The 24843-nt window shown below is 66.8% G+C and carries 24 protein-coding genes; 13 read left to right on the forward strand and 11 right to left on the reverse strand.

The window, feature by feature from the left end:
- Positions 1-12: 12 nt before the first annotated feature.
- From JF515_RS04110 to JF515_RS04140, 7 genes are all read left to right on the forward strand, one after another.
- On the forward strand, positions 13-924 hold the full coding sequence (locus tag JF515_RS04110; protein WP_203101272.1) for an AAA family ATPase: 912 nt from the start codon (positions 13-15) through the stop codon (positions 922-924).
- Positions 925-958: 34 nt separating this feature from the next.
- A complete protein-coding gene (locus JF515_RS04115; RefSeq protein WP_203101273.1) occupies positions 959-1903 on the forward strand; it encodes a DUF58 domain-containing protein in 945 nt (314 codons plus the stop codon).
- Positions 1903-3939, forward strand: coding sequence for a transglutaminaseTgpA domain-containing protein (locus JF515_RS04120; RefSeq protein ID WP_203101275.1), 2037 nt, complete (start codon positions 1903-1905; stop codon positions 3937-3939). Before JF515_RS04115 ends, JF515_RS04120 begins: the two co-directional genes overlap by 1 nt.
- A gap of 65 nt (positions 3940-4004) precedes the next feature.
- Positions 4005-4781 carry a TenA family transcriptional regulator gene (locus JF515_RS04125; protein WP_203101277.1) on the forward strand — a complete coding sequence of 259 codons (777 nt, stop codon included), beginning with the start codon at positions 4005-4007 and terminating at the stop codon, positions 4779-4781.
- A 221-nt stretch (positions 4782-5002) separates the two neighbouring features.
- Positions 5003-7138, forward strand: coding sequence for a putative bifunctional diguanylate cyclase/phosphodiesterase (locus JF515_RS04130; RefSeq protein ID WP_203101279.1), 2136 nt, complete (start codon positions 5003-5005; stop codon positions 7136-7138).
- 69 nt (positions 7139-7207) lie between these two features.
- Positions 7208-9634 carry an ATP-dependent helicase HrpB gene (gene hrpB, locus JF515_RS04135; protein WP_203101281.1) on the forward strand — a complete coding sequence of 809 codons (2427 nt, stop codon included), beginning with the start codon at positions 7208-7210 and terminating at the stop codon, positions 9632-9634.
- Between the two features lie 57 nt (positions 9635-9691).
- Positions 9692-10489 carry a thioesterase family protein gene (locus tag JF515_RS04140; RefSeq protein WP_203101284.1) on the forward strand — a complete coding sequence of 266 codons (798 nt, stop codon included), beginning with the start codon at positions 9692-9694 and terminating at the stop codon, positions 10487-10489.
- Positions 10490-10501: 12 nt separating this feature from the next.
- On the opposite strand, the gene JF515_RS04145 is transcribed toward JF515_RS04140, so the two are convergent.
- Positions 10502-11716 (reverse strand): GAF domain-containing protein, encoded by a 1215-nt coding sequence (locus JF515_RS04145; protein ID WP_203101286.1) that lies wholly within the window; start codon positions 11714-11716, stop codon positions 10502-10504.
- A 178-nt stretch (positions 11717-11894) separates the two neighbouring features.
- Between JF515_RS04145 and JF515_RS04150 the strand changes: the two genes are divergently transcribed.
- A complete protein-coding gene (locus JF515_RS04150) occupies positions 11895-12158 on the forward strand; it encodes an acyl-CoA-binding protein (RefSeq protein ID WP_203101288.1) in 264 nt (87 codons plus the stop codon).
- 36 nt (positions 12159-12194) lie between these two features.
- Here the strand turns inward: JF515_RS04150 and JF515_RS04155 are convergent, their stop codons facing one another.
- Positions 12195-12800 carry a DUF805 domain-containing protein gene (locus tag JF515_RS04155; protein ID WP_203101290.1) on the reverse strand — a complete coding sequence of 202 codons (606 nt, stop codon included), beginning with the start codon at positions 12798-12800 and terminating at the stop codon, positions 12195-12197.
- 90 nt (positions 12801-12890) lie between these two features.
- Positions 12891-13352: a CopD family protein gene (locus JF515_RS04160; RefSeq protein ID WP_238400826.1), complete on the reverse strand. Its 462-nt coding sequence runs from the start codon at positions 13350-13352 to the stop codon at positions 12891-12893.
- Between the two features lie 167 nt (positions 13353-13519).
- Here JF515_RS04160 and JF515_RS04165 point away from each other — a divergent pair, with 167 nt between their 5' ends.
- Complete coding sequence (locus JF515_RS04165) at positions 13520-14692, forward strand: type III PLP-dependent enzyme (protein WP_203101292.1); 1173 nt, start codon at positions 13520-13522, stop codon at positions 14690-14692.
- A 120-nt stretch (positions 14693-14812) separates the two neighbouring features.
- Positions 14813-15574, forward strand: a complete 762-nt coding sequence (locus tag JF515_RS04170; RefSeq protein ID WP_203101293.1) for a zinc-dependent peptidase — start codon at positions 14813-14815, stop codon at positions 15572-15574.
- Here JF515_RS04170 and JF515_RS04175 read toward each other — a convergent pair.
- Both JF515_RS04175 and JF515_RS04180 read right to left on the reverse strand, forming a co-directional pair.
- Positions 15571-15861, reverse strand: coding sequence for a chaperone modulator CbpM (locus JF515_RS04175; protein WP_203101294.1), 291 nt, complete (start codon positions 15859-15861; stop codon positions 15571-15573). The two genes, JF515_RS04170 and JF515_RS04175, sit on opposite strands and share 4 nt — an antisense overlap.
- Positions 15858-16760, reverse strand: coding sequence for a DnaJ C-terminal domain-containing protein (locus JF515_RS04180; protein ID WP_203101296.1), 903 nt, complete (start codon positions 16758-16760; stop codon positions 15858-15860). Before JF515_RS04180 ends, JF515_RS04175 begins: the two co-directional genes overlap by 4 nt.
- Positions 16761-16952: 192 nt before the next feature.
- Between JF515_RS04180 and JF515_RS04185 the strand changes: the two genes are divergently transcribed.
- The 3 genes from JF515_RS04185 to JF515_RS04195 are packed head-to-tail and all read left to right on the forward strand — an operon-like array spanning position 16953 to position 19832.
- The gene (locus JF515_RS04185; protein WP_203101297.1) at positions 16953-18083 is read left to right on the forward strand and encodes a glycosyltransferase family 4 protein; all 1131 of its coding nucleotides are present in this window, start codon (positions 16953-16955) and stop codon (positions 18081-18083) included.
- Complete coding sequence (locus JF515_RS04190) at positions 18067-18843, forward strand: DUF2334 domain-containing protein (protein WP_203101298.1); 777 nt, start codon at positions 18067-18069, stop codon at positions 18841-18843. Before JF515_RS04185 ends, JF515_RS04190 begins: the two co-directional genes overlap by 17 nt.
- Entirely contained in the window at positions 18840-19832 is a 993-nt protein-coding gene (locus tag JF515_RS04195; protein ID WP_203101299.1) for a lysylphosphatidylglycerol synthase transmembrane domain-containing protein, read from the forward strand. The genes JF515_RS04190 and JF515_RS04195 overlap by 4 nt, the downstream gene beginning before the upstream one ends.
- Positions 19833-19891: 59 nt before the next feature.
- Here the strand turns inward: JF515_RS04195 and JF515_RS04200 are convergent, their stop codons facing one another.
- Genes JF515_RS04200 through JF515_RS04225 form a run of 6 tightly spaced genes read right to left on the reverse strand, consistent with a single transcriptional unit; the run spans position 19892 to position 24740 of the window.
- Complete coding sequence (locus JF515_RS04200; RefSeq protein WP_203101300.1) at positions 19892-21220, reverse strand: hypothetical protein; 1329 nt, start codon at positions 21218-21220, stop codon at positions 19892-19894.
- 56 nt (positions 21221-21276) lie between these two features.
- Complete coding sequence (locus JF515_RS04205; protein ID WP_203101301.1) at positions 21277-21843, reverse strand: cytochrome C; 567 nt, start codon at positions 21841-21843, stop codon at positions 21277-21279.
- Positions 21844-21848: 5 nt separating this feature from the next.
- Complete coding sequence (locus JF515_RS04210) at positions 21849-22376, reverse strand: methylamine dehydrogenase light chain (RefSeq protein ID WP_203101303.1); 528 nt, start codon at positions 22374-22376, stop codon at positions 21849-21851.
- A gap of 3 nt (positions 22377-22379) precedes the next feature.
- Positions 22380-23015 (reverse strand): methylamine dehydrogenase accessory protein MauD, encoded by a 636-nt coding sequence (mauD, locus tag JF515_RS04215; protein WP_203101305.1) that lies wholly within the window; start codon positions 23013-23015, stop codon positions 22380-22382.
- Positions 23016-23039: 24 nt separating this feature from the next.
- Positions 23040-23579: a MauE/DoxX family redox-associated membrane protein gene (locus tag JF515_RS04220; protein WP_203101307.1), complete on the reverse strand. Its 540-nt coding sequence runs from the start codon at positions 23577-23579 to the stop codon at positions 23040-23042.
- A gap of 12 nt (positions 23580-23591) precedes the next feature.
- Positions 23592-24740, reverse strand: a complete 1149-nt coding sequence (locus JF515_RS04225; RefSeq protein ID WP_203101309.1) for an amine dehydrogenase large subunit — start codon at positions 24738-24740, stop codon at positions 23592-23594.
- Positions 24741-24843: the final 103 nt, after the last annotated feature.

The following is a 24843-nucleotide window of genomic DNA, read 5'->3' on the forward strand; positions in this document are numbered from 1 at the left end:
AGCAGGGGGTTTATGCAGGCACTGGACAAGGCGCTGGCCCAGGTGGGCCGCGTGGTACTGGGGAAGCCGGAGCAGCTCAAGCTGGCCCTGGCCTGCATGCTTGCCGGTGGCCACCTGCTGATCGAGGATCTGCCGGGCATGGGCAAAACCACCCTGGCCCATGCTCTGGCGAGGGTGTTCCGGCTTGATTACCGCCGGGTTCAGTTCACCAGCGACATGCTGCCCGCCGACATCCTTGGTGTTTCGGTATTCGACCCGGACAGCGGCGCTTTCAATTTGCGTGAAGGGCCCGTGTTCAGTCAGTTGCTGCTGGCCGATGAAATCAACCGCGCCACCCCCAAGACCCAGGGCGCCCTGCTGGAGGCCATGGAGGAGCGGCAGGTCACCCTGGATGGCCTGACCCGGCCATTGCCCGAGCCGTTCTTCGTGGTCGCTACCCAGAACCCGGTCACCCAGGCCGGCACCTTCGTGCTGCCGGAATCCCAGCTCGACCGTTTTCTGATGCGCATCTCCCTGGGCTATCCGGCCCCGGAGGTGGAGATGGAACTGCTCGCCGGCGGCGATCCGCGCGACACGGTGCGCGGCCTCAAACCGGTGATCGAACCCAGCGGCCTGATCAAGCTGGTGGCCCACGTCGGCAAGGTGCGCGCCACCCGCGACCTGCTCGATTACGTGCAGCGTTTGCTCGAGGCCACCCGCGCCGACGACCGGCTGGTGGCCGGGCTATCGCCCCGGGCCGGCCTGGGCCTGCTGCGCGCCGCTCGTGCCTGGGCCCTGATCCACGACCGCGACTACGTGCTCCCCGAGGACGTGCAGGCGGTGTGGCCCTCGGTGGCGGAACACCGTCTGCAGCCCCGTGAGGGGGGCAGCGTGGCCGCCATGACCCAGTCGCTGTTGCAAACCGTGCCCGTGGTGCGCGGCTGACCCGGCCCCCGGCCGCGGCCCGACGGAGAGCGCCATGGTCAAGAACGCCTGGCAACGCTGGCTCGACCGCCGCCTGCCCCGCGCCCGCCAGGTACGCCTGGATCAGCGGCGCATCTTTATCCTGCCCACCGGCTACGGCCTGCTATACCTGACCGTGGCGGTGCTGCTGTTCTTCGGTGGCATCAACTACGAAAACAACCTGATTCTGGCGCTGTGCTTCCTGATGGTGAGCCTGTTTCTGGTCGCCATCCTGCACACTTTCCGCAATCTCTCCGGCCTGATGCTGCGCGCCGGTGGTGGCCGCTCCGGCTTCGTCGGTGGCCAGGGCAGCCTGGAGGTGGTGCTGATCGCCCGCCGCCGGCCACACCGGGCGCTGTGGCTGCGCTGGCTGGACCAGGCCGCTCAGGAAACCAGTGTTGAGCCCGGGGAGGAAACCAGCCTGTGGCTGAACCTGCCGCTGCGTCGCCGGGGCCCGGTGCTGCCACCCCGACTGCGTGTGGAGAGCCGCTACCCTCTGGGTCTGTTACGGGCCTGGTCCCTGGTCGCCCTGGACCAGGAATGCCTGGCCTGGCCACGCCCGCTGGAAAGCGCCGATTGCCCGGCGGAGGGCGGTGACCGGGAACGGCGCGTGGCCCGGGCCGGGCAAAGCGGCAGCGAGGAATTCCGCGGGCTGCGCGGCTATGTGCCCGGCGACAGCCTGTCCCAGGTGGATTGGAAGGGCTATGCCCGGGGGCGTGGACTCAACGTCAAGCTGTTCGAGGAACCCGCCAGTGGCCGCCTGTGGTTGCGCTATGACCGTACCGAGGAGCGCCCTCTGGAACAGCGGCTGTCGATTCTGTGCTACTGGGTGTTGCGTCTGAGCCGCGAAAACCGGCCCTTCGCGCTGGTGTTGCCCGGTGCCGAGCTGGCCCCCGGCCAGGGCGACGAGCAACGCCTGCGCGCCCTGGACCTGCTTGCCCGTCACGGCAAGGAGGGCTGATGGCGCGCATCTATCAGGTACCCAGCCACGCCCGCCTGTGGCTCACCCTTGCGATCATCGCCGCCTCCCTGCCGCAGTTTCAGGACGGGCCCTGGTGGCAGGCGCTGCTGCTGCTGGTGGTGTTGGGCTGGCGCGCGCTGCTCGATCACCAGCGTCTGGCGCAGCCAGGCCGGCTGGTGCGCCTGGGGCTGCTGCTGGCCACCGTGGGCGCTACCTTTTACAGCTATGGCCGCCTGCACGGGCCGGAGGCGGGCAGCGCGCTGATCACCAGCCTGTTCGCCCTCAAATACCTGGAACTGGTCGGCAAGCGCGACGCCTATGTATTGATCGTGCTGGGTTATTTCGTGTGCGCCACCATCCTGCTGTTTCACCGCGGCCCCCTGGCGGCGCTCTACGTGCTGGGCTGCCTGACCCTGCTCACCGCCAGCCTGGCGGGCATCAACTACAGCGATACCCACGCCCGGCGGCGGCAGCATCTGACGGTGGCCGCCGCCATGCTGCTGCAGGCGCTGCCTCTGGCGTTGGTATTGTTCGTTCTGGTACCCCGGGTGGCGCCGCTCTGGAACATGCAGCTCGACAGCGGCCAGGCCCGCACCGGCATGAGCGACAGCATGTCACCGGGGCAGGTGAGCCGGCTCACCGAATCCAGCGAGCTGGCGTTCCGGGTGCAGTTCGACGGCTCGCCGCCGCCCCCGGAGCAACGCTACTGGCGGGGTCTCACCTACAGCTATTTCGACGGCGGCACCTGGCGGCAGGCGCGCCCGCCGGGATGGGGCGACACGGACACCCTCTACAACGGGCGTGGCCCGCAGCCACCCTGGTACCGGGATCTGCGTGCCGCCGCCCGGGGGCCGGCCTGGGAATACCGGGTGATCATGGAGCCCAGTCAGCAGCGCTGGCTGTACGCTCTGGCGGTGCCGTTCACCAATCTGGACGGCCAGGGCCTGGCCCGGGACCTGCGCCTGGTGGCCGACAATCCGGTGTCCGGCAGTTACAGCTATCGGGTGCGCAGCGTACCGGCGGCCGCCGAGGGCGTTACCCTGAACGGGCCCGAACGTCGCCTGATGCTGGATCTGCCGGCGCGCGGTAATCAGCGCGCCCGGGATCTGGCGGCCTCCTGGCGCCAGCGCTACCCGGACGACGACGATCTGGTGCGCGTCGCGTTGCGTTATTTTCGCGAACAACCTTTCCATTACACCCTGGAGCCGCCCAGGCTCGCCGGCGACACCGTGGACGGTTTCCTGTTCAACACCCGGCGCGGCTTTTGCGAACACTACGCCTCCGGCTTTACCTTCCTGATGCGCGCCGCCGGCATTCCGGCCCGGGTGGTGGCCGGCTATCAAGGCGGTGAACGCAACGGTGATTACCTGCAGATTCGTCAGTACGACGCCCACGCCTGGAGCGAGGTATGGCTCAATGGCCGCTGGCAACGGGTGGACCCCACCGCCGCGGTGGCCCCGGAACGCATCGAACTGGGCCTGCGTGGTCTGGTGGAGCAACGCGCCGACAGCGGCGGTGACGCGGTGACCGGTGCCCTGGGGCGTCTGCCGGTGCTGTTCCGCCTGCGGCAATGGATGGACTATGTGGACTTCAACTGGCAGAAGTGGGTGCTGGGCTATCGTCAGGAGGATCAGCGTGCCCTGATCGAACGGCTGCTGGGGGCGTTCACGCCTACCCGCGTGGCGCTTGCCCTGGTGGGCGCGGTGTTGCTGGTATGCGCGGCGTTGGCGGTAGTGATACTGGCGCGCCGCCGGGACGACCCGGCGCGGCCCCTGGAGCGGGAGTTCGGGCGCCTGCGCCGGGGGCTCGCCAGGCGTGGTCTGGATGTGAGTGCCTGCCATTCCGCCGCCGCCCTGGAAGCGGCGGTGGGGCGTCGCTGGCCGGGCAGTGCTGCCCGTGCCGGGCACTGGCGGCGCTATTTCGAGTACCTGGCCTACCGCCGCGACGGCGACCCGCCCCGGGCCGAACTGCACCAACTGGGCCGCCGGCGCCGGGCGCTGCTGAGCGGTTTGAATGCCGGCGCGGACCGCGCCTAGCATGAACCACGGCAACACAATGCGGGCATCAACGACGGATAATGAAAATCAAGGGAGGAATCGCTATGGGGGTCGCACGTTACAAGGAAGCCCTGTCACTTACCGAGCACTCGCCCTGGGCGCGCCGTTTCTGGGACGCCCTGGTGCCCCTCAAGGACCGGGTGGTGGAGCATCCGCTGTTCGTCCAGATGGGGCAGGGCAATCTGTCCCTGGAACGCTTCCAGGATGCTCTGCTGCATTTCTATCCGCTGGTGGAGAATTTCCCCAAGTACATGGGGCTGGCCCTGGCCAAGACCCGGGCCGGGCGCCTGCCCGGCCACGAGGACACCAAGAACTGGCTGATCGGCAACATCAAGATCGAGCAGCGCCACGCCTACTGGTATCAGGACTGGGCCGCCGGCTTCGGCCTGGACCGCCGGCGCCTGGAGACCACCACGCCACCACCGGCGATGGACGCCGTCAATCAGTTTCTGTGGAGCATCGGTCACCAGGGCACCCTGGAAGAGAGCATCGCCGCCACCAATCTGGCCATTGAATGGGCCACCGGTGAGTGGAGCCAGCGCGTGGTGGCCGGCGTCAAGCACTACGCCGAGCAGGGGCGCGCCGACATCAACCGCCACACCATGGCCTGGCTGCGGGCCCATGCCAGTTACGACGACGCTCATCCCCACGAAGCCATGGAACTGGTCAAGCGGCTGGCGGTGGACGAACCCGCCCGACGGCGCGCCTTCACCGCCGCGCGACGCGGCCTGGAATATTATGTGCTGGCGCTGGACGATTGTTACCAGCAGGCCGGAAAACGCTCGTTGGTGGTGCCGCCAGTACTCGCTGATTCAAATTAGCGCGCCATTTTTTGAAGAGAAATTCGTTTGATTCTCATTATTGAAAAAAAGGGGCTCGTTATTTTGAGCCCTTAGTATTTCAGAGAGTATTTTAACAAATAGAACAATAAAATTGCTGGACCACGAAAAACATCAACGCTATTTTCCGCCGGAAGGGAGGCGCAAGCCTCTTTTGACGGGCATTCGCCGATGAACGGCGACCTTAGGTCGGGAAAAGAAAGATGATGGTCCATTCATTGAATGAAGCATCGCGCCTGGGCGCGCTTACCGATTATAAAGTTTTTGGCACACCGCCCGAAAAGGAATTCGACCGGATCGTCAAGCTGATGGCGGAGGTGTTTTCCATGCCGACCGCGCTGATTGGCTTCATGGGCGGTGAATCGCATTATTTCAAGGCGCGGGTCGGCTTCGACGCTTGCGAGGCTTCCCGGGAGGTGTCGTTTTGCACCTATACCGTGGAAAGCAATCAATTGCTGGTGATCCCGGATACCCACGCGGACCCGGCCTATCGGGACAGCCCTCTGGTGCAGGGCCCGCCGGGCATTCGCTTCTATGCCGGCGCGCCCATCCGCAGCCCGGATGGCCATTGCCTCGGCGCCATCAGCCTGGTGGACTACGTGCCACGCGCGCCCCTGAGCGCGGCGCAGGAGACCATGCTGGAGGAGTTCGCCGAGATGGTGATGGACCATCTCAACCGGCGCCGCCTGCTGATGGTGCGTCGCGCCGCTCTGAAGCTGGCATCCTCGATTCCCGACGCGATCATCTGCACCAACCATTTCGATGAAGTCACGTTCTGGAACAAAGGCGCTGAAGGTCTTACCGGTATCCATGGCAACAAGGCGCGGGGTCGCAAACTGGGTGCGCTGTTGGGCGCTCAGTTTCAGCACCTGCTGTTCGATGTCGGCCAGCACGCTGGTCTGGACCGGCGCCCGGTGGAGAACGAACGCAGCTTCATTTTGCGTGACGACGGCAGCCACCGCCCGGTGGAGGTGTCGTCCGCGATCTGGATGGAGGACGATCAGCAACAGAGAGGGTTCGTGATTCGTGACGTGGCCCACCGCCAGGACCTGCAGAACCGGGTCCGTTATCTGCGCGACAGCGACCGCCTCACCGGCTTGCCCAACCGGAGCCGGTTCCTGGAAATTGCCCAGGACTATCTGGAGCGCGGTCGGGCGTTGACGGTGCTGAAGGTCGGGCTCGATAACTTCAAGGTGGTGAACTCCTCCCTGGGCATCGCCACCGGCGACGAGGTACTGCGTGAAGCGGCGCGGCGGGTGTCCGCCCTGGCGCCGGAGCAGGCCATGGTGGCCCGACTGGCCGGCGACGAATTCGGCGTGCTGTTGTCCGGCGACCCGGACCCTGAGACCATCCACCGGTTGGGTGAGGCCATCGTCCGCGACATGGCGCGCCCTTACCGAATCCACGGTTTCGAATGCCGGCTTACCGCATGCATGGGCATTGCCTCGGCGCCGGCGGAGGCCAAGGGCGAGCTGGACAGCGCCGGTCTTCTGAAACGGGCGCTGCTGGCCCTGCAGGAGGCAAAATGCCGGGGGGCCAACCAGAGCGTGGTGTTCACGTCGGCGCTTAGCGAGCAGGCGGACAAGAAGCATCGCCTGGAGCAGGACCTGCGCACCGCCTTTCAACAGCACGATTTCGAGTTGCACTTCCAGCCGCAGAATACCCTCGACTCCGGCAAGGTGGTGGGCGCCGAGGCCCTGCTGCGCTGGCGGCACCGCGAGCGGGGTCTGGTGTCCCCGGCGGAGTTCATCAGCGTGCTCGAGGTCAGTGACCAGGCGTTGCGGGTGGGCGACTGGATACTGGAAGCCAGTTGCGCCTTCGCGGCGGCGCAGCGGGTTCGGCACGAGACCTTCCGGGTCGGCGTCAATCTGTTCCCTTGCCAGCTCCATGATCCGGAGCTCGCCAATAAGGTGGAGGCCCTGCTGAACCGCTATGGGCTGCCGCCCCAGGCGCTGGAACTGGAAATCACCGAGACCACCATCCTCGAGAGCAGCCCGGATATTCTGGGGACACTGCGGCGGCTGCATGATCTGGGCGTGGGAATCGCCTTTGATGATTACGGCACCGGTTATGCCTCCCTGAGCCTGCTCAAGAAATACCCGCTGACGCGGCTCAAGATCGACCGTCAGTTCGTCGCCAATCTGGGGACCAGCCCGCATGACCTGGCGATCGTTAATTCGATCATCGTGCTGGGCCGCAATCTGGGGCTGGAGGTGATCGCCGAGGGCATCGAGGAACAGGGCCAGATGGAGATGCTGCTGCGCCTGGGGTGCCAGGAAGGGCAGGGTTATTGGTTCAGCCGCCCGGTGCCGGAGGCGGAGTTTCCCACCAGCCAGTGATCCACCCCGCGCGCGCTTTCCGATACCATGCCGGTTTTCCTGGCCAAGGGTGCAGGCGCGATGTCGAACATGAACCCCGCCTCCCTGCCCGTGGAGGCGGTGCTGCCGGAATTGCTGGACTGCCTGGCGGGGCAGGGTGGGGCGGTGCTGGAGGCGCCGCCGGGGGCTGGCAAGTCCACCCGGGTGCCGCTGGCTCTGCTGGGCGCGCCCTGGCGAGGCGAGCGCCGGATTCTGGTGCTGGAGCCGCGCCGGGTGGCGGCGCGGGCGGTGGCCACCTTCATGGCCCGCCAGCTTGGCGAACCGGTGGGTGCGACCGTGGGCTACCGCACCCGGCTGGATTCCCGGGTCGGGGCGACCCCCCTTGTGGAAGTAGTCACCGAGGGCGTGCTGACGCGGTTGTTGCTGGATGATCCTTCCCTGGACGGCTACGCCGCGGTGCTGTTCGATGAATTCCATGAGCGTTCCCTACAAGCGGATCTGGGCCTGGCCCTGGTCCAGGAAGTGCGTGGCGCGCTGCGCGAGGACCTGCGTCTGCTGGTGATGTCCGCCACCCTGGCGGTGGGGCCGCTGGCGGCAGGGTTGGGGTTGCCGGTGGTACGCAGCGAGGGTCGCGTGTTCCCGGTCACCATCGACCATGCGCCGCCGCCTCGCGACGGTGATCCCCTGGAACACTGCGCCCGGCAGGTGGCGGCGCTGGCCGGGCGGGGCACCACCCTGGTGTTTCTGCCCGGCGTGCGCGAGATCGAGCGGGTGCGTGAACGGCTCCGTGACGGCCCGCCGGTACAGGTGTTGCACGGGCGGCTGGACGGCGACGCCCAAGCGGCGGTCCTGGATGCCGGTGACGAAGCCCGGGTGGTACTGGCCACCAACGTGGCGGAGACCAGCGTTACCCTGGGCGGCGTCACCACCGTGGTGGACAGTGGCCTGGAACGGCGCCCGGATTATGACCCCCGCCGTCATCGCACGCGTCTGGTGACGCGCCGCATCAGCCAGGCCAACGCCGATCAACGCGCCGGGCGGGCCGGTCGCCTCGGCCCTGGTCGCTGCCTGCGGCTGTGGGCTCGCGAAGAGGTGCTGGCCCGGCACATCGAGCCGGAGATTCATCACACCGCCCTGGACGCCCTGGTACTCGATCTGGCCCGTTGGGGCTGCCGGGACCCGGCGGAGCTGTTCTGGCTCGACCCGCCGCCGGCCGGCCCCTGGCGTGCCGCCACGGGCCGCCTGCGCGAAGCCGGCGCCCTGGACGCGGCGGGTGGCCTTACCGAGTTGGGCCGACGCCTGCACGGCGTGCCGCTGCCGCCGGACCTGGCCGCTCTGGTGCTGCTAGGCCGTGATCGTGGCCGCCGCCGGGCCGCCGCCGCCCTGGCGCTGCTGCTCAACGAGCGAACCCCCGGCCTGGACCGGGAGCCGGATCTGTCCCGGCGCCTGCGGCGTTTTTCGCAACGTCCCGACGATTGGCCGCTGCTGGCCCGGGAGTGGCGGCGCCTCGCCGGTGAGCGCCAGGATCGGGATAATGGCTCACCGCTGGACGTCTTGCTGGCCGCCGCCTTCCCGGAGCGGCTGGCACGGGTTCGCGATGGCGATGCCCGTCGCTATCTGCTCGCCGATGGCAGTGGCGCGCGCCTTGATGCGGACAGCCCGTTCATCGGGCGTGATTGGCTGCTGGTGCTGGATACCGACGGTCGTGCCCAGGATGCGCGGGTGCGTCTGGCCTGGCCGTTGAGCGACGACGTTCTGGCCATGGTGCTGGGTGAGCGGGGCCGCGACGAAGAACGGGTGCATTGGGATGCCGACCGCGACCGCGTGGTGGCGGAGCGGGTGCGGGCGGTGGGCGCCATCGTGCTGGAGCGGCGTCCCCTGGCGAACCCGCCGCCGGCGCTGCTGGAACGGGGGCTGCTGGACGGAGTTCGAGCCCGGGGCCTGGAGCTGCTTCCCTGGGACGAGGCGGACCGGCAATGGCGCGCCCGGCTGGCCTGGATGCACCGGTTGGCGCCGGATGCCTGGCCGGCCATGGACGACGACGCCCTGCTGGCCGGGCTGGAGACCTGGTTGCTGCCGTTCCTGGCCGGCCGGCGTACCCTGCGTGATCTTAACCAGGTGCCGCTGCGCCAGGCGCTCAACCTGCTGCTGGCGCCGGGCCAGGCCGCCGAGCTGGAGCGGGACCTGCCGGCCCGTTGCCCGGTGGCCTCCGGGCGCGATGTGACAATCAATTACCGGGCCGAGGGTGGCCCGCGACTGGCGGTGAAGCTGCAGGAGTGTTTCGGCATGGAGTGTCTGCCGGCGCTGGCCGGCGGGCGGCTCGCGCTGACCGCCGAGCTGCTCACGCCCGCCGGGCGACCGGCGGCGATCACCGGCGATCTGGCGCGTTTCTGGCGGGAAGGCTACCCGGCGGTGCGCAAGGACCTGCGTGGCCGCTATCCCAAACACCCCTGGCCGGAGGACCCGACCACCGCGCAAGCCACCGGTAAAACCAAGCGGGCGTTGAGCGATCGCTGACCCCTTTCCAAGCGGGAGCCGCTCTGCTATCAATAGCCGCTTTGTTGGGAGCGATTTATGAAATACAGTTCCATTGTTGAGGCGGCCGCCGCCACCTCCATGACCGTGCCCGAGGGCTGGGGCCAGGGCCGGGCCACCTTCGGCGGCATCGTGGGCGCCATCCTGATCGCTCACATGGACGCCCATCTCAAAGCGGAGCAGGGCGACGACGTGGCGCCGCTGCGCAGTTTCTCGCTGTCCTTCGTGGCGCCGATGGCGCCGGGGCCGCTGGACCTGGACGCGGAAACCCTGCGCGCCGGCAAATCGGTGACCCAGGTTCTGGTCACCGCGCGCCAGGACGGCGCCGTGGTGGCGACCATGCTCGGCAGCCTGGGGCGCCCACGTCCCTCCTCGCTGGCGGTGCCCGGCGCCGGGGCGCCGGCCATCAAAGCACCGGAAGAATGCATGCCAATGCCCTTCATCGAGGGCGTGACCCCGGATTTCCTGCGTTACTTCGATCTGCTCTACGCCGGTGACAACCTGCCATACACCGGTTCGCCGCGACCGGACTTCGAGGGTTACATGCGCTTCAAGGATGACAACCAGCCCCAGGACGCCGCCAGCCTGGCTTGCCTGGTGGATACCTGGCCGGCGGCGGTGATCACCATGCTCAGCAAGCCGGCACCGATGAGTTCGCTGACCTGGACCATGGATTTCCTGGTCGATCCGGCGACCCTGCCGCCCACCCGCGACTGGCAGTACGACGTGATCACCGACGCCTTCGCCGACGGCTACGGCCATACCCGCTCAAGGATCTGGGATGGTGAAGGGCGTCCGGTGGCCTTCAGCCGCCAGGCGGTGGTGGTATTCGCCTGATCCGCGGGCCGCTCACCCGGCTTCGCGATGCCGGCGGATGTAATCCTCGCGACCCATGGCCGCCACCAGTGCATAGGCGAGCGGCGCCGCCAGCGCATCCAGCAGGGTGCGGGTATCGTCGTCGAAGGGCTCCAGCGATGCCAGTTCCAACACGCCCAGAGCCTCGTCGCCCTGGCGGATGGTCAGGAACAGCAGGTGGCCCGGACGTATCACGCTCTGGCCGGTTTCCAGGTCCAGATAACCCGCCGGCACGTCGTGGCGCACGGTGATCGTGCCTTCCGTGTCCAGGGCTCCGGCCAGCAGGCCGTCGCGCTCCACCCGGCCCGTTTGCCGGGCCTCGGCGTTGAGGCCCCGAGCGGCCTCCTGGTGCAGGCCATCGTCGTCCACCCGGTAGGCGGCGCCGGCCACCGCCGGCCCGTGCTCGATCATGAACGCCAGGGCCTGGTCGAGCAGCACCGCCACCCGGGGGTTACCGGCGATGTGCGCCATGAACTCGTTGAGCAGGGCCTGGCGGCGCGCTTCCCGGTCCGCGTTGTCGCGCCATTGCCGCAGGCGGTCGGATTCCCGATTGAGCAGCAGGGTGTTGGCGTAGCTGTGGCGGGCGCTGGCGTCGAGCATGTAGCCATTGAGCGCGCACACCACCAGCGGGAAGCCGTAGAACAACAGCAACGCCGCCGGGTCCACGGACCAGCCCAGGATCAGAGCCAGGGTCAGCGCCACCACCAGCGAGCCGAGACACCAGAACAGGGTGCGCGTGGGCGGCAGTCGCAGAATGGAAAAACCGATGATCAGCACGTAAACGGTCTCGAAGGCGGCCACCTGGCCCAGGAAGGTGTCGGCCAGTTTGATCGCGCCGAGCAGGGTGCCGGCCAGGGAGGTCATCAGCGCCAGGCCGATCAGGGTGCTCATGAAGCGCTTCAGAGCCTCCACCTTCACCGCCAGGAACAGCAGCGCCAGGGCACCGGCAATGGGCCAGAAGCCATACAGGCGCCAGGTGGCCAGGTGGCTGTCGTCGACGAAGACCAGTACCGGTAGCGTCACCGCCAGGAACAACACGATCAGCACGTACAGTGAACGACCGATCAGCTTACGGGCGCGGCGCAGGGCGTGAATGATGTAGGCGTCTTCCAGGGAACCGGGAAAGCGCACCCACAGGGTGGCGACCGCCCGCTTCAGATCGCGCTCCTGGCGCGCGTCCACGGCGGGCTTGGACGTGGAACCGGACATCGGTGGAACCCCCTCTTTGTTGTCGGTCTCCGTGCCCGGCATTGGCCCGGCGGCGCGGAGCGCTTCGCGTTATTGCTTTACGTCAGGGTGCTCGTTGGCAGTAGACTGGTGCCGTCGACCGGCCCCCACCGGCGGCGACCCTAAGGAAAAATCGGTAGCCAACAAACAGGTGAGAATAATGGCGGATACAGCGCGTTTTGAACAGGCCCGCGAGGACGTTCAGACCCTCAACAAGAAACCCGGCAACGATGACCTTCTGTTCCTGTACGCCCACTACAAGCAGGGCAGCCAGGGCGACGTCAGCGGCAAACGTCCGGGCATGCTGGACATGGTCGGGCGCGCCAAGTACGACGCCTGGGCCAGGCTCAAGGGCATGAGCGCCGACGATGCCATGCAAAAGTACATCGACAAGGTCGAAGCCCTGCTCAAGACCCACAAGTAGGCGTGGGCCGGGCGCCCCGACGGCGGGGCGCGCCGCTTATTCCGAATACTGCCGGTATTGTTCTTCCAGCAATTCCTGCTGGCGCTGAAGTTCGAACTGCTGGGCGCGGGCGCGGGCGCGCTCCGCGTAGTTCTGGTAGGCCGGCAGTGCCACGGCGAGCAGCAGCCCCACCCAGGCCACCACCAGCACCAGCAAGGTAACCGCTCCCACCACCAGGCCCGCGCCATTGGCGACCGGGCGCGGTCCGAATCGGTTTTCTGACGTGTTGCCCGGTACGAACAGCAGGACGACGGTGAGCACCAGGTTCACCAGGGGCACCAGCGCCAGCAGAATCCACCAGCCCGAGAAGCCCAGATCGTTGAGCCGGCGCTTGCCGAATATCAGGCCCGACACCGCGCACAGCACGGTCACCAGCAGCATCAGGGGCATCAGCACCATGCTGGCCGCCGATTCCGCCATGAACCCGGACACCAGCACGGAAGCGACGGTCAGCACGGCATACAGGGCCGCCACCACCGCACCGCCGTAGACGAAATAGCGCAACCGTCCAAGACGGCCCTCGATAGCGAAAAAACGAGGCACGTAGGTAACGTCCGCCGGCGTGCCCGCCGCGCCTTCCGGTGGTGTATAGGGCTGGTTCATCGTGGTTCCCCCGATTCATGAGTGCGTTTCAAGCAAAGCGGGCATCATAGCCGGTCGCCGTCGCGCCAGCCATGAAGGGGTTGGCGTCGTTTACAGATAACGGCCGGCGGAGCCGATCACCACCACGATCAGGCCCAGCAGCAGGTTGAGCCCCACCAACTGGCGAATTTGTCCCACCCGGCGTGCGCCTTCGGCGGTGTCGCTGGCCGCCACCGCCTGCTTCAGGCGCCGGAACGGCGCGAAGTATACATGGGCGAAGATCAGCATCATCACGATGCCCAGCCCGAGCATGGCGTGGATATGCCAGCCGACTTTGGCCATGCCGCCGTAGACGCCGAAAATCATGCCGAAGCCGGTGGCCAGCAACAGCGCCACCGCCGCCCACACCCAGACGAAGAACCGGCCCAGGGTTTCCGCCCACAGGCGGGGTCGCCAGGCGGGGTCGATCACCGCGCCCACCGCCGGGCGCATCGCCATGTAAGCGTAGAACATACCGCCTACCCAGATCACGGCGGCGAGCAGGTGAAGGGCGAGGGGAAGGGCCATGGCCATGGTGGTCTCCGGGGTTGGTAATCAGGGCCGGCCAGTCTATAAAAAAAAGCCTTGGAAGTATCTCCCCAAGGGGGGCGGAGCTTGCTACCTTTGGCGCCCGTTGCCATCGCAACGGATCGTGCCCATTTACGGGCCGGGTCAGCGCGCACAAGAGGAAAAACGCTCCCATGACCATCGAGGCCATTCGCGTCGAGGATTATTACGAACCGGCGGTGTTCCGCCGCATCAAGGACCTGGCGGACACCCAGGAAACGCCCTTCGTGGTGATCGACACCGAGACGGTCGGCCGCCATTACGACCAGCTCATCGAGCAGTTTCCGTTTGCCCGCGTCCACTACGCGGTGAAGGCCAACCCGGCCCCGGAGCTGATCACCCTGCTGCGCGACCGGGGCGCCAACTTCGACATCGCCTCCATCCATGAGCTGGATAAGGTGATGGGCCTGGGCGTGGCGGCGGAGCGCTGCATCTTCGGCAACACCATCAAGAAGGCCCGGGATATTCGCGCCTTCCACGAAAAGGGCGTACGCATGTTCGCCACCGACTCGGAGGCGGATCTGCGCAACATCGCCAAGGCGGCGCCGGGTTCACGGGTGTATGTGCGCATCCTTACCGAGGGCACGCACACCGCCGACTGGCCGTTGTCGCGCAAGTTCGGCTGTCAGACCGACATGGCTCTGGATCTCATGATCCTGGCCCGGGATCTGGGCCTGGAACCCTACGGGGTGTCCTTCCATGTGGGATCGCAGCAACGGGATATCGGCGCCTGGGATGCCGCCATCGGCAAGGTCAAGATCATGTTCGAGCGGCTCCGCGAGGAAGTCGGCATCGAGCTCAGGATGATCAACCTGGGCGGCGGCTTCCCCGCCAACTACATCGCCAAGACCAACGATCTGGAAACCTACGCCTCGGAAATCATCCGTTTCCTCAAGGAGGATTTCGGCGAGGACCTGCCGGAGATCATCCTGGAGCCGGGCCGTTCGCTGATCGCCAACGCCGGGGTGCTGGTCAGTGAGGTGGTGCTCATTTCCCGTAAATCCCGTACCGCCCTGCAGCGCTGGGTATTCACCGACGTGGGCAAGTTCTCTGGCCTGATCGAGACCCTGGACGAAGCCATCAAATACCCGATCCATACAGAGAAGAAAGGGGAAATGGAAGAGGTGGTGATCGCCGGCCCCACCTGCGACAGCGCCGATATCATGTACGAGAACTACAAGTATGGCCTGCCGCTGAATCTGGCCATCGGTGACCGGTTGTACTGGTTCTCCACGGGCGCCTACACGACCAGCTACAGCGCCGTGGAATTCAACGGTTTCCCACCGCTGAAAAGCTACTTCGTGTAGGTGTCGCTCACGCTGCCTTGACCGTATTCTGAGACATTCTTCCCTAAAGCGCTTTACGCGCGGCAAGAAAAAGCGGCAAGCTTTAGCCCCTTTTTCATGGTTGTGCATATGGGGAGAGGCATGCTGAAGCAGGCCCGAAGATGGTTTGAGGACCGAAAACTGGCGCGGTTGCCGGTGGATCGGGACCAATGGGAGGAGGCGGTGGCCCGCTGGCCGGTGGCCGCCCGCTATGAAGGCGCGCAGCGCGATCGGTTGTTCGAGATGACGCTGCGCTTTCTGGTCCGCAAGGAACTGGCCAGCGGTGGCGGGTTCGAGCTGGACGACGGTATGCGCCTGCTGATCGCCACCATGGCGGTGGTGCCGGTGCTGGAGCTGGGCCTGGACTGGTACGACGGCTGGTACACGGTGATCGTCTACGAGGACACCTTCGTGACCCCGGAAGGGGAAATGGACCAGTACGGCGTGGTCCACGAAGAAGGCCGGGTGCTGGCCGGCGAGGCCTGGCTGCAAGGGCCGGTGATTCTATCCTGGGGCGACATCCGTCGCGCCAGTGCCGAGGACGGCTACAACGTGGTCATCCACGAGCTTTCCCACAAGCTGGACATGCTGGCCGAGGGTGCCAATGGCGCGCCGCCGTTGCATCCAGGCATGGACGGCGAGCATTGGCATGAGGTATTCAGCCATGCCTGGCAGGCGTTGCAAAGCGCCGAGAAGGGCGGTCACCCGTTTCTCGACCCCTATGCCCTGGAGGACCCGGCGGAGTTTTTCGCCGTCGCCTCCGAGAGCTTTTTCGAGGCGCCGGCCTACCTGCGCCGGGTGCTGCCGGACGTCTACGAGCAACTGGCGCTGTTTTATCGTCAGCGCCCGGGCGGGGATCGTTAGCGCGGGTCCAGGAATCGTTCCAGGCGTCGTCGCAGGGCCGCGTTCTCCCGACGCAGGCGCCGGTTTTCCTCGCTCAGTTCCAACGCCAGGGCGACACCGCTCCAGTCCATGGCCAGATCCCGGTGCAGCCGCGCCGCCCGGGTCACCAGCACGGTGACGGTTTCGTCGAACAGCCAGTGAGGGTCGTGGCTGTCCGGCTCGATGATGCCCAGTTCGACGATCTCGGTGACCGTGGCCACCGGCAGGGCCACGCGTCGGGACAGTTCGGTGAGGGTCAGTCGGCTCATGCTCGTTTCTCCCAGTCCGCGCGTGGATCGAAGCCCGCCCGGTCAGCCAGTTGCCGCCAGAGTGCGAGGCTTTCTTCGTCCTGGTGCTCGGGCAGCACCACCTTGAGCACCGCGTACAGGTCACCGGTATGGCGCTGGCCGACGAGGCCCTTGCCCTTGATGCGCAGGCGGCGACCATTCTGGCTGTTGGCCGGCACCGTCAGGCTGATGCGTCCGCTCAGGGTGGGCACCGATACCTTGGCGCCGAGCACCGCCTCCCAGGGCGCCACCGGCACCGTCACGAGCAGGTCGTGGCCGTCCACGTCGAACAAAGGGTGGGGCACCAGCCGCACGCGCAGATAGAGGTCGCCGGCGGGGCCGCCGTCCAGGCCCGGGGCACCCTGACCCTTGAGCCGGATGCGTTCGTTGTCGCCGGTACCGGCGGGCACGGTCACGTTCAGAGTGCGATCACCGACCCGGATTTGCTTGCGAGTATCCGCCACGGTGTCTTCCAGAAACAGGGGCAGCTCCACCTCCAGATCCCGCCCGGCACGGGGCCCGCCGCGCTGGCTGAAACCGCCGCCACCACCGAAAATCGATTGGAAAAAGTCCGAGAACGCGCCGGCGTCATCGAAATGCGCCTCGCCGCCACCCTGGCGGAAACCCTGCCAGCCGTCGGGGCCGGCCTGGCCGCCGCCGCTTTGCCGATAGCGCCGCAACTGGTCGTATTCGGCGCGTTTTTCCGGGTCCTTGAGCACGTGATAGGCCTCCGACACCGCCTTGAATTTGCTCTCGGCGTCGTCGTCACTGCTCACGTCCGGGTGGTATTTGCGCGCCAACTTCCGGTACGCGCCCTTGATGGCCTTGTCGTCGGCATCCGGTTTGATGCCGAGAATGTCGTAGTAGTCCTTGAACTCCATAATCGCCGCGAACTCCTTGGGAGTCTTCGTTCTGAATGTCCTTTTTATGGCGTCACGGCGGGCTTTTACAAGCCTTTACCAGCGCCCCGGACCGCTTTTCCCATGCCAATGCTATTTTAGTTCCAGTCAGTGTTTTTTGACGAAAATCAGCAAGTTGAGCCAGCGAGCTGGACCAGGGAAAAGGAGAGCGGCTTGAAGATTCTCGACACCACCCTGTTTTACACCCAGGCAAGCGGGGGTGTGCGTACCTACGTGGACGCCAAACGACAGGCATTATTGCGACGCGGCGGCATGGGCCACAAGGTGGTGATGCCCGGCGCCGGGGTGCGTTTCGACGAGGACTTCATCGAGCTGCCGGCCATGCCGTTGCCACTGGCGCCCGGTTACCGGTTCCCTCTGCGGCTGGGGTTGTGGGCCAGCGTCATGGCGGGGCTGCAGCCGGACCTGATCGAGGCCGGTGATCCCTATACGCCGGCCTGGGCCGCTCAACGCGCCGCGCGCCTGCTGGACGTCCCGGCGGTCGGTTTTTATCACTCGGATCTCATGTCGCTGGTGCATCACCGGGTCGGCGCCTGGCTCGACTCGGGTAGCCGTTCCTACATTCGCCGTCTGTACCGGGGGTTCGATCTGGTGCTCAGCCCCAGCCATTTGATGGCCCGGCGCCTTGAACAGTGTGGGGTGGAGGACGTCCAGGTGCAGCCGCTGGGCGTTGATCTGGAGGCCTTCCGGCCCGACCGCGCCAAGCCGGACGCCCGGCGCCGGCTTGGCATCGACGACGATCGTCCATTGCTGGTGTTCGCCGGTCGTGGCACCCAGGAAAAGAACATCCCGGTGCTGCTGGAGGCGATGCGTCACCTGCCGGAGTATCACTTGCTGTTGATCGGTACCGGGCTGCAGCCGGACGCGCCCTCCAATGTGTCGGTGATCCATGAATTCTGTCCGGCTCCGGAAGTGGCCGGTTGGATGGCGGCGGCGGACGCGCTGGTGCACGCCGGTGACCAGGAGACCTTTGGCCTGGTGGCCCTGGAAGGCATGGCCTGCGGCTTGCCGGTGGTGTGCGCCGACGCCGGCGCGCTGCCGGAGGTGGTGCCGGAACAATGCGGTCGACGCGCCGCCCCTAACGACGGTGGTGCCTTCGCCGAGGCGATCCGCGACCTGTTCGAGAACGACGATCCGGCGGCTCTGGGTCAGGCGGCACGGGCCCATGTGGAAGGCCGGCACAGCTGGAACGTGGTGGTCGACAATCTGCTCGCCCACTACCGGCGCGTGCTGGGTGAACACGAGCAACCGTCGATGGTGCCGAGCCATGAATCCCATTCCTGATCTCGGCCCCGCTTTCTTTCTGTCGCTGCATGATGTGGCGCCGCACAGCTGGCCGCTGTACCGGGCCTTCCTGGCCGAGTTGGAGCGGTCGGAGGAGGGCGGTCGGCTGGCGTGCACCTTGCTGGCGGTACCGGATTTTCACCACCGGGACACGGCCGAGCGCCATCCCGGCTTTTGCCAGGACCTCCGTGAGCGCCAGCGGGCCGGCGATGAGCTGGTGCTGCATGGTTTCTACCACGAGGACGATGGGCCGCCGCCGCGCGGGCCCGGCGCGCTGCTGCGGCGCCGGGTGCTGACCCACGAAGGCGAATTCTCGGCGCTCAGCGGCGGCGAGGCGGCGCGTCGTATCCGCGACGGGTTGTCCTTGTTCTACGGCCAGGGCTGGCGCACGGACGGCTTCGTACCGCCCGGCTGGGTCACCAATGAAGCCAGCCGCCGGGCGATCCGCGAGGCGGGTTTCGCCTACCGCACCGACGCCAGCGCTCTTTACCGCCTGCCCGACGAGCGCCGGTTGCCACTGCCCACGCTGGTGATGTCATCCCGCTCCGCCTGGCGGCGGCGCCTGTTCGTGGCGCTTAACCGGCTACGACTGTGGCGCTACCGGCATGCCCCGGTGATCCGCCTGGCGTTGCATCCCGTGGACCTGCGCCACGAAGAAAGCCGCCGGTTCTGGCTCGATACCGTGCGCCTGCTGCGACGGCAACGTCGTTGCGTCACCAAACGTCGCTGGCTGCTGGAACAGGCCGGGGCGGCGCGATGAGACGTCACTGGCGGTGGCTGCTGCTGGCGGCCCTGGTAGTGGGCGCCACGGTGCCGCTGGTAATGGGCGGCCCGGCGGCGTTCCATGAGCTGGTACGGCTGCCCCCGTCCTGGCTGCTGGGCATGCTGGCGCTGATTGGCCTGTGTTGGAACCTGAACGCCTGGCGCCTGCGGCTGATGCTTAATGGCCGGGCACCGGGTATGGGCCACGGGTCGGCCCTGGCCACGGTGGTGGTCACTGAATTCAGCCTGAACGCCACTCCCGGCGGTAGCGGTGCTCCTTTTACCCTGGCGGCGCTGTTGTCACGGTATGGCGTGGCCCCGGCCCGGGCCACCGCGGTGCTGGCCGTGGACCAGCTCACCGACATGCTGGTGTTCGCGACCCTGTTGCCCACCGTGGCGCTGTATGGTTTGGCCCGTTATCTGGACTGGGGCGGCTGGTGGCAACTGGCGGTGCCGTTGGGACTGCTGGTGGGGGGCCTGGCGTTGGTGACGTTGCTGGCCCGGCATCAGCGTCGCGTGTTGATCGCGTCCGGGGACCTGCTGGCCTGGTTGGGCCTGCGCCGACGGCGTCGGTATCGCATGGCGCGGGCGGTGTTGCGCTTTCGCCGGGGGCTGGAGGAGACCCTGGCGGTGCCGCGCCGTCGGTTGCTGCTGATGTTCGCGCTGTGTCTGCTGCACTGGTTGCTGCGCTACTCGGTGATTTACCTGGCGGTGCTGGCCCTGGGCGAGCACCTGGACTGGACCTACGGGTTCTTCGTGCAGATGGTGGCCATGGGCGCCGGCCATCTGACCCTGCTGCCCGGTGGCGCCGGCGGCGCCGAGGTGGCCGGCGCGGCGCTGCTCAATCCCTGGCTGGGCACGGTGACCGCCGCCACGGTGATCGTGATCTGGCGCTTCGTGACCTTCTACTGGTATCTGATCGCCGGCGGTCTGGTGATGCTGTTCCTGGGCTTCAAGGAAGCCCGCCCGCTGATGAACGGCGGATAAAAAAATCCCCGGCCGGGGCCGGGGAGATAGACACGCTTCAAGGTGCGTCGAGCGTTAAATCAGAAACCAAAGGCCAGAATCAGCTGGGTGTAGAGGTTGCCGTCGTCGTTGCCAAGCTGGGTGCCACCTTCGGCGGCGGAGGCGTCCGGCTGGTACAGCCCGACCAGCGGGATGATCGCCAGGTTCGGCGTTACGCCCCATTCCACGAACAGATCGAACTCGCGGGCATCCAGGTTGCCGCCGGCGCCCTTGTCCAGGGTGGTGAAGTCATAGGCCAGCAGGCCCACCGCCAGGTTTTCCCGGGGCGCGGCGTGCACGGCCACGTTGTGGACCTTGGCGTTGGTATTGAACGGCCCCGCGTAGTTGGCCGCCACCTCGCCCTGGAACCAGGTGCCGAGGGTGCGCCCGTTGCCGTAGAACATCGGGTCGAAACCCTCGGAGAAGCGGCTGTAGCGGTAGTTCACGCTGGGCTGCCAGGGCGCGTCGGCGAACGTCCAGCCGGCTTCCACGTACCAGGCGTCTTCATCGCCCTGGTCCTGGTCCTGCCAGGCGTATTCTCCGGACAGGAACAGGTTTTCGACGCCGGCGCTGCCCTGGTAGCGCAGGCTCCAGGTTTCCATGCCGTCGCGTTGCGGGTACAGGAAGGCCAGGTCTTCTTCCACATCGTCCACCTTGATGTAGCTGAGGCCCACGGTGCCGTTCTCGCCGACGTGCTCCAGGTTGCCCACCTTCATGGACGCTTCCACCTGGGCCGGGTTGTCCGACTCGATCCACATGGCGTCGCCGCGCCAGCCGCTGTCGCCGCCCAGGCTGAGCACGGCGGTCTTGTCGAAGGCCTGGCGGGCGGCCAGGTAGTAGGCGCCACCCCGGTCGAGCAGGCCGCCGGCGATGCCCTCACCGAAGTTGAGCGCGTCACCGGCGATCAGGAAGCCATCGCCCAGTGTGATGGCCTGGCGCCCGGCGGAAAGGGCCACGCCGTCTTCTCCCAGTGCCGGGAACAGATCCCCGGAGCGCCAGCCCAGATAGGCGTCTTCCACGTCGGTTTCCCGCTCATCGCCGTTGCTGAAACCGGCGGCGTCGCCGTCGCCCCAGGTGCCGCCACTGAGGGCGTTGAGGGCACCGAACAGGCGGCCGGCGCCCAATTCCTGTTCCAGGGCGAAGCCGTATTTGAGGTAGCCTTCCTGCCAGCTGGAGGAGCCTTCGCTCTTGCTGCCGGCGGTGGCGTAGTTTTCCTCGCTGTGGAAGGCGCCGGCCACGCCTTCCACGGTGAGATCCAGTTGCGTGGTGTCGTTGGCCACCAGCTCCAGGGCCTGGGCCTGGACCCCCAGGGCGGTCAGTGAACAGGCAAGCAGGGCCCGTTTCACGGCTTTCGGATAAGCAGTGATCATGGTTGAGTCTCCATTCGGGTGAAGCCCGCGCCGGCGGCGCGGGCCGCGGGATCAGCTCATTGGCTGTCTCCGTTGTCGTTGTTGTCGAGCAGGTCCTCGTGGGGCATGCCGTCGTGGATGGCGATGCCCTGGTCGTGCATGCGCCGGATCAAGTGGGCGCGGGTGTCCGGCAGATTGTTCAACCGGGTGGCGCGAATGCGTGTTACCTCGGCGGCGGTGTAGGGCGCCGCGTCCTCCGGCGTGCTGGTGCCGGCCATGCCGTCGCGGTCAAGAATCCAGTTGAGCAACTCGGCGAGTTGATCGTCGCCGAGCGCGGACTGGGAGACGCCGGGTACCCGTACCAGGAACTCGCGGCCACCTTCCACGCGCAGGAAGTTGCCGACGAATCCGGTCATGCGGGGTACATCATTGCGCGGTGCCCCCTGGCCTTCGGACAGGTGACAGCCGGCGCATTGCAACTGGTAGTTCACGGCTGGTCCGTAGCCGGCCCGGGACAGAGGAATCTGCGGCACCTCGTTGCCCGGCGCTGGCGTCTGCGACGGGTCCGGCATGGCCCGGGCGTGGGCGCCCGGGCCGGTGACGGTGGCCGCCAGCAGAACAGTAAGCAGCAGGCCGTGTCGCATACGCCTCAACCGGCCTTGGCCACGCCGCGGATCACCGCCACGGTGCAGTTATAGACGTTGGCGTCGGCGCCCAGGCACCAGTTGATGTCGTTGTTGTTGAACGGCCGGTACATCGGCTCCTCGCTGTCGTTACGGGTGCAGGCGCACTGGGCGCAGCTGTGCTTACCGCAGCAGTCGTTGTAGGAAATGATGTAGTCGATGCCGTCCGCCGGGTTGCGGCAGGTGCCCACCCAGGTCACTTCCGAGCCCTGGGTGCCCGGCGGGCAGCTGTTCACGGTGCCGCCGCAGCAACTGCACAGGAAGCCGTCGATGGAGCAATAGCGCCAGTAATCGCAGCTGGTGGGGTCACCGGGGTCGCCGGCCTGGGGCGATTCCGCCGCCAGGGCCTTGGCGGTGCGGTCCACCGGCAGCAGGACCGGCATGGCGGCGCCGGCCACCAGGAAGGAGCCGAGCCGGCCCAGGAAACGGCGCCGCGAGGTGGTGCTGGCCACATGGCGGGTGGAACGCTCGAAGAAACGGTCGAGGAATTTCATGGTTCAGGCGCTCCCTTTTTCGGTGGGCAGGTTGTCACCGGGATGGTGGATGTGAGGCGCCTGGCCACGCAGGTAGTCCTGCAGGGTGGCGGCGCCCAGCAGTTCGGTCTCGAACAGGCTGTCCAGGTGCTCGCGGGAGTTCACCAGCCCCTTGGCCTTGAGGGTGCCCTCGGCGTCGATCAGCACCGCGTAGGGCAGCTTGCCGATCTGGTAGGTCATGCCCACTTCCGGGTTCACCACGTAGCGGGAGCGGTCGAGCTTGAACTCGGCGATGATCTTTTCCTGCTCGGCCATGTCGCCGTCGCTGACGTAGACCACCTCCAGGTCGTCCCGGGAGCGGTCGATGGCGCGCACCGCCGGCAGCAGGGATTTACAGATCGGGCAGGTGGGGGACAGGAAGAACAGCATCTGTGCCCGCTCGCCGGGGTAGCCCACGTTCACCGGGCGTCCCAGGCGGTCCTCGGCGGTCAGTTTCGGCGCCGGCTGATTCACCGCCACCCCCTTGTCCACCATCAGGGCGCCGGCCGGCGCGATGCGCCCGTGCAGCACGCCGATCTGGCGGATCAGACCGACCACCACCAGGGCCATGGCCACCAACAGGCACCAGAGAAGTACATTGGAAACAATCAAGGCTTGCATGGATGTCACCTTAGTTCTGTTTGTTCATCGTCCGGACAGACCGAGCAGACGGGGCTGGTTGGCCAGCCACACCTCGATCGCCGCGTACAGCAAAACGGTTACCGCCGTGGCGGCCAGCACCACGAAGCCGTCGAACACACCCAGCGCGCGGGGCGCGGCGGGGGCGGCGGCGAGCAGTGCCAGCCCGGCCAGCAGCAGGTTGCGCGAGAGCAGCCGGGGGTGCAGCGGCTGCGGCGCGCCGGGGCCGGCGCAGCCGCAATCCAGGTCGTGGCGGCCGCGCGCCAGGTTGACGCCGATGGCGGCGGCGTACAGCCCCACCAGGGCGAGCGCCGCCAGGGCCGCCGCGCCACGCGTGGCCGGCCACAGCAACGCCAGCGCCAGGGCACCTTCCAGCAGCGGCAGGGCGCGCGCCGCCGGCCCGTGCAGGGCCTCCGGGAGCAGCCGGTAGTCGGCCACCTGGCGGCGGAACCAGGCCGGCGCGCGTACCTTGTGGCTGGCGGCGCTGGCCAGGATCACCGCCAGGGAGACGGCACCGGTGGCGGTGAGAATGGGATCCACGGTCATGGGCCCTCCTGGTTAATGGTTGATGACCAGGGTCGGGGTCTTGCTGACGCCGTCCATGGTGTCCACGTACTCGCCCTTGGTGAGGTCGAAGATGTCCAGACCGCCCTCGATGTTGGTGCCCAGCAGCAGGGGCTTGTCATCGGAGGTGGCGTTCAGGCTCCACACCAGGCTGGGTGTTTCCATGGTGTCCACCTTCTTGCCGGTCTTGAGATCGTAGACCCAGATGGTCTGGCTCGGATCTTCCCATTTGTGCGGTGCGTGCTCCGGGTGCATCAGCACGTAGAGCCGGTTCAGCGCCGGGGCCACCGCCATCAGTTGCCAGCCGCCCGGGGCCCAGCCTTCCTTGCGTTCCTGCTTGGTGGTCAGCCACCAGTCACGCAGCACCTTGGGTTTCTTGCCGGACAGATCGACGCCGCGTACATGACCTTCGGTGGTGACGAAATAGTAGGTGTCGCCGTTGCCCACCGCCCGTTCGATCAGCTTCTCTTCATCCGGGTTGAAGAAGCGGGTGGCGGTGCGGTTCACCTCCTGGCCATCGTCGTCCAGGGTGATGACCTGAAGCTTGCCATCGCCGCACAGGGAGGCGAAGCGGCGCTCGCCGGCCGGGTAGTTGAGGATGCAGCCGGGGATCGCCAGTTCGTTGACTACTTCCTGCTTCTCGGTGTCCACCACGGTGATCGAGGTGGAGGGCGTGAAATTGTAGATGTACACGAAACGGTCATCGGCACTGGTGCTCAGGCCGTAGCGCTCGGTGAGGATGGAGGCGCGTTTGCTGGGGATTTTCACTTCCCAGCGCGGCGACAGGGAGGAGGTGTCCCAGGCGGTGATCACGTCGGTGCGCTTGCCGCGCACATAGCGCTCGAAGAAGATGTCCGCGGTGTACACGGTTTTCTGGTCGTGGGACAACACCGCCGGTGCCGCGCCGCCGGTGCTGAGCATGCCCAGTACCTTGCGCTGGTCCGGATCGACCACCACCACCCGGGTGGCGACCATGTTGTTGAACTCGAAATCAACGATGTAGCTGCGGTGCGGGTCCGGCGGGAACGGCAGGGTGGTGTTCTGCCCCAGCTTCTCCACCGGCAGTTGCGCCTGGGCTCCGGCGGCGGCCACGCAGGCCGCGGCCAGCAACAGGCCCTTGCACAGGGGTCGTAGTAGTCGCATAGCTGCTCCGGTTGTAGGTGTGGTTATTCATCGAGTGTGTGCCAGCGCCGGCCCGCGCGCATGCTATTGCGTGCCAGAGACTTGTTAATTTTTGCCAATCCGG

The sequence above is a fragment of the Alloalcanivorax marinus genome, assembly GCF_016785095.1.
In the GTDB taxonomy this organism is placed as follows: domain Bacteria; phylum Pseudomonadota; class Gammaproteobacteria; order Pseudomonadales; family Alcanivoracaceae; genus Alloalcanivorax; species Alloalcanivorax marinus_A.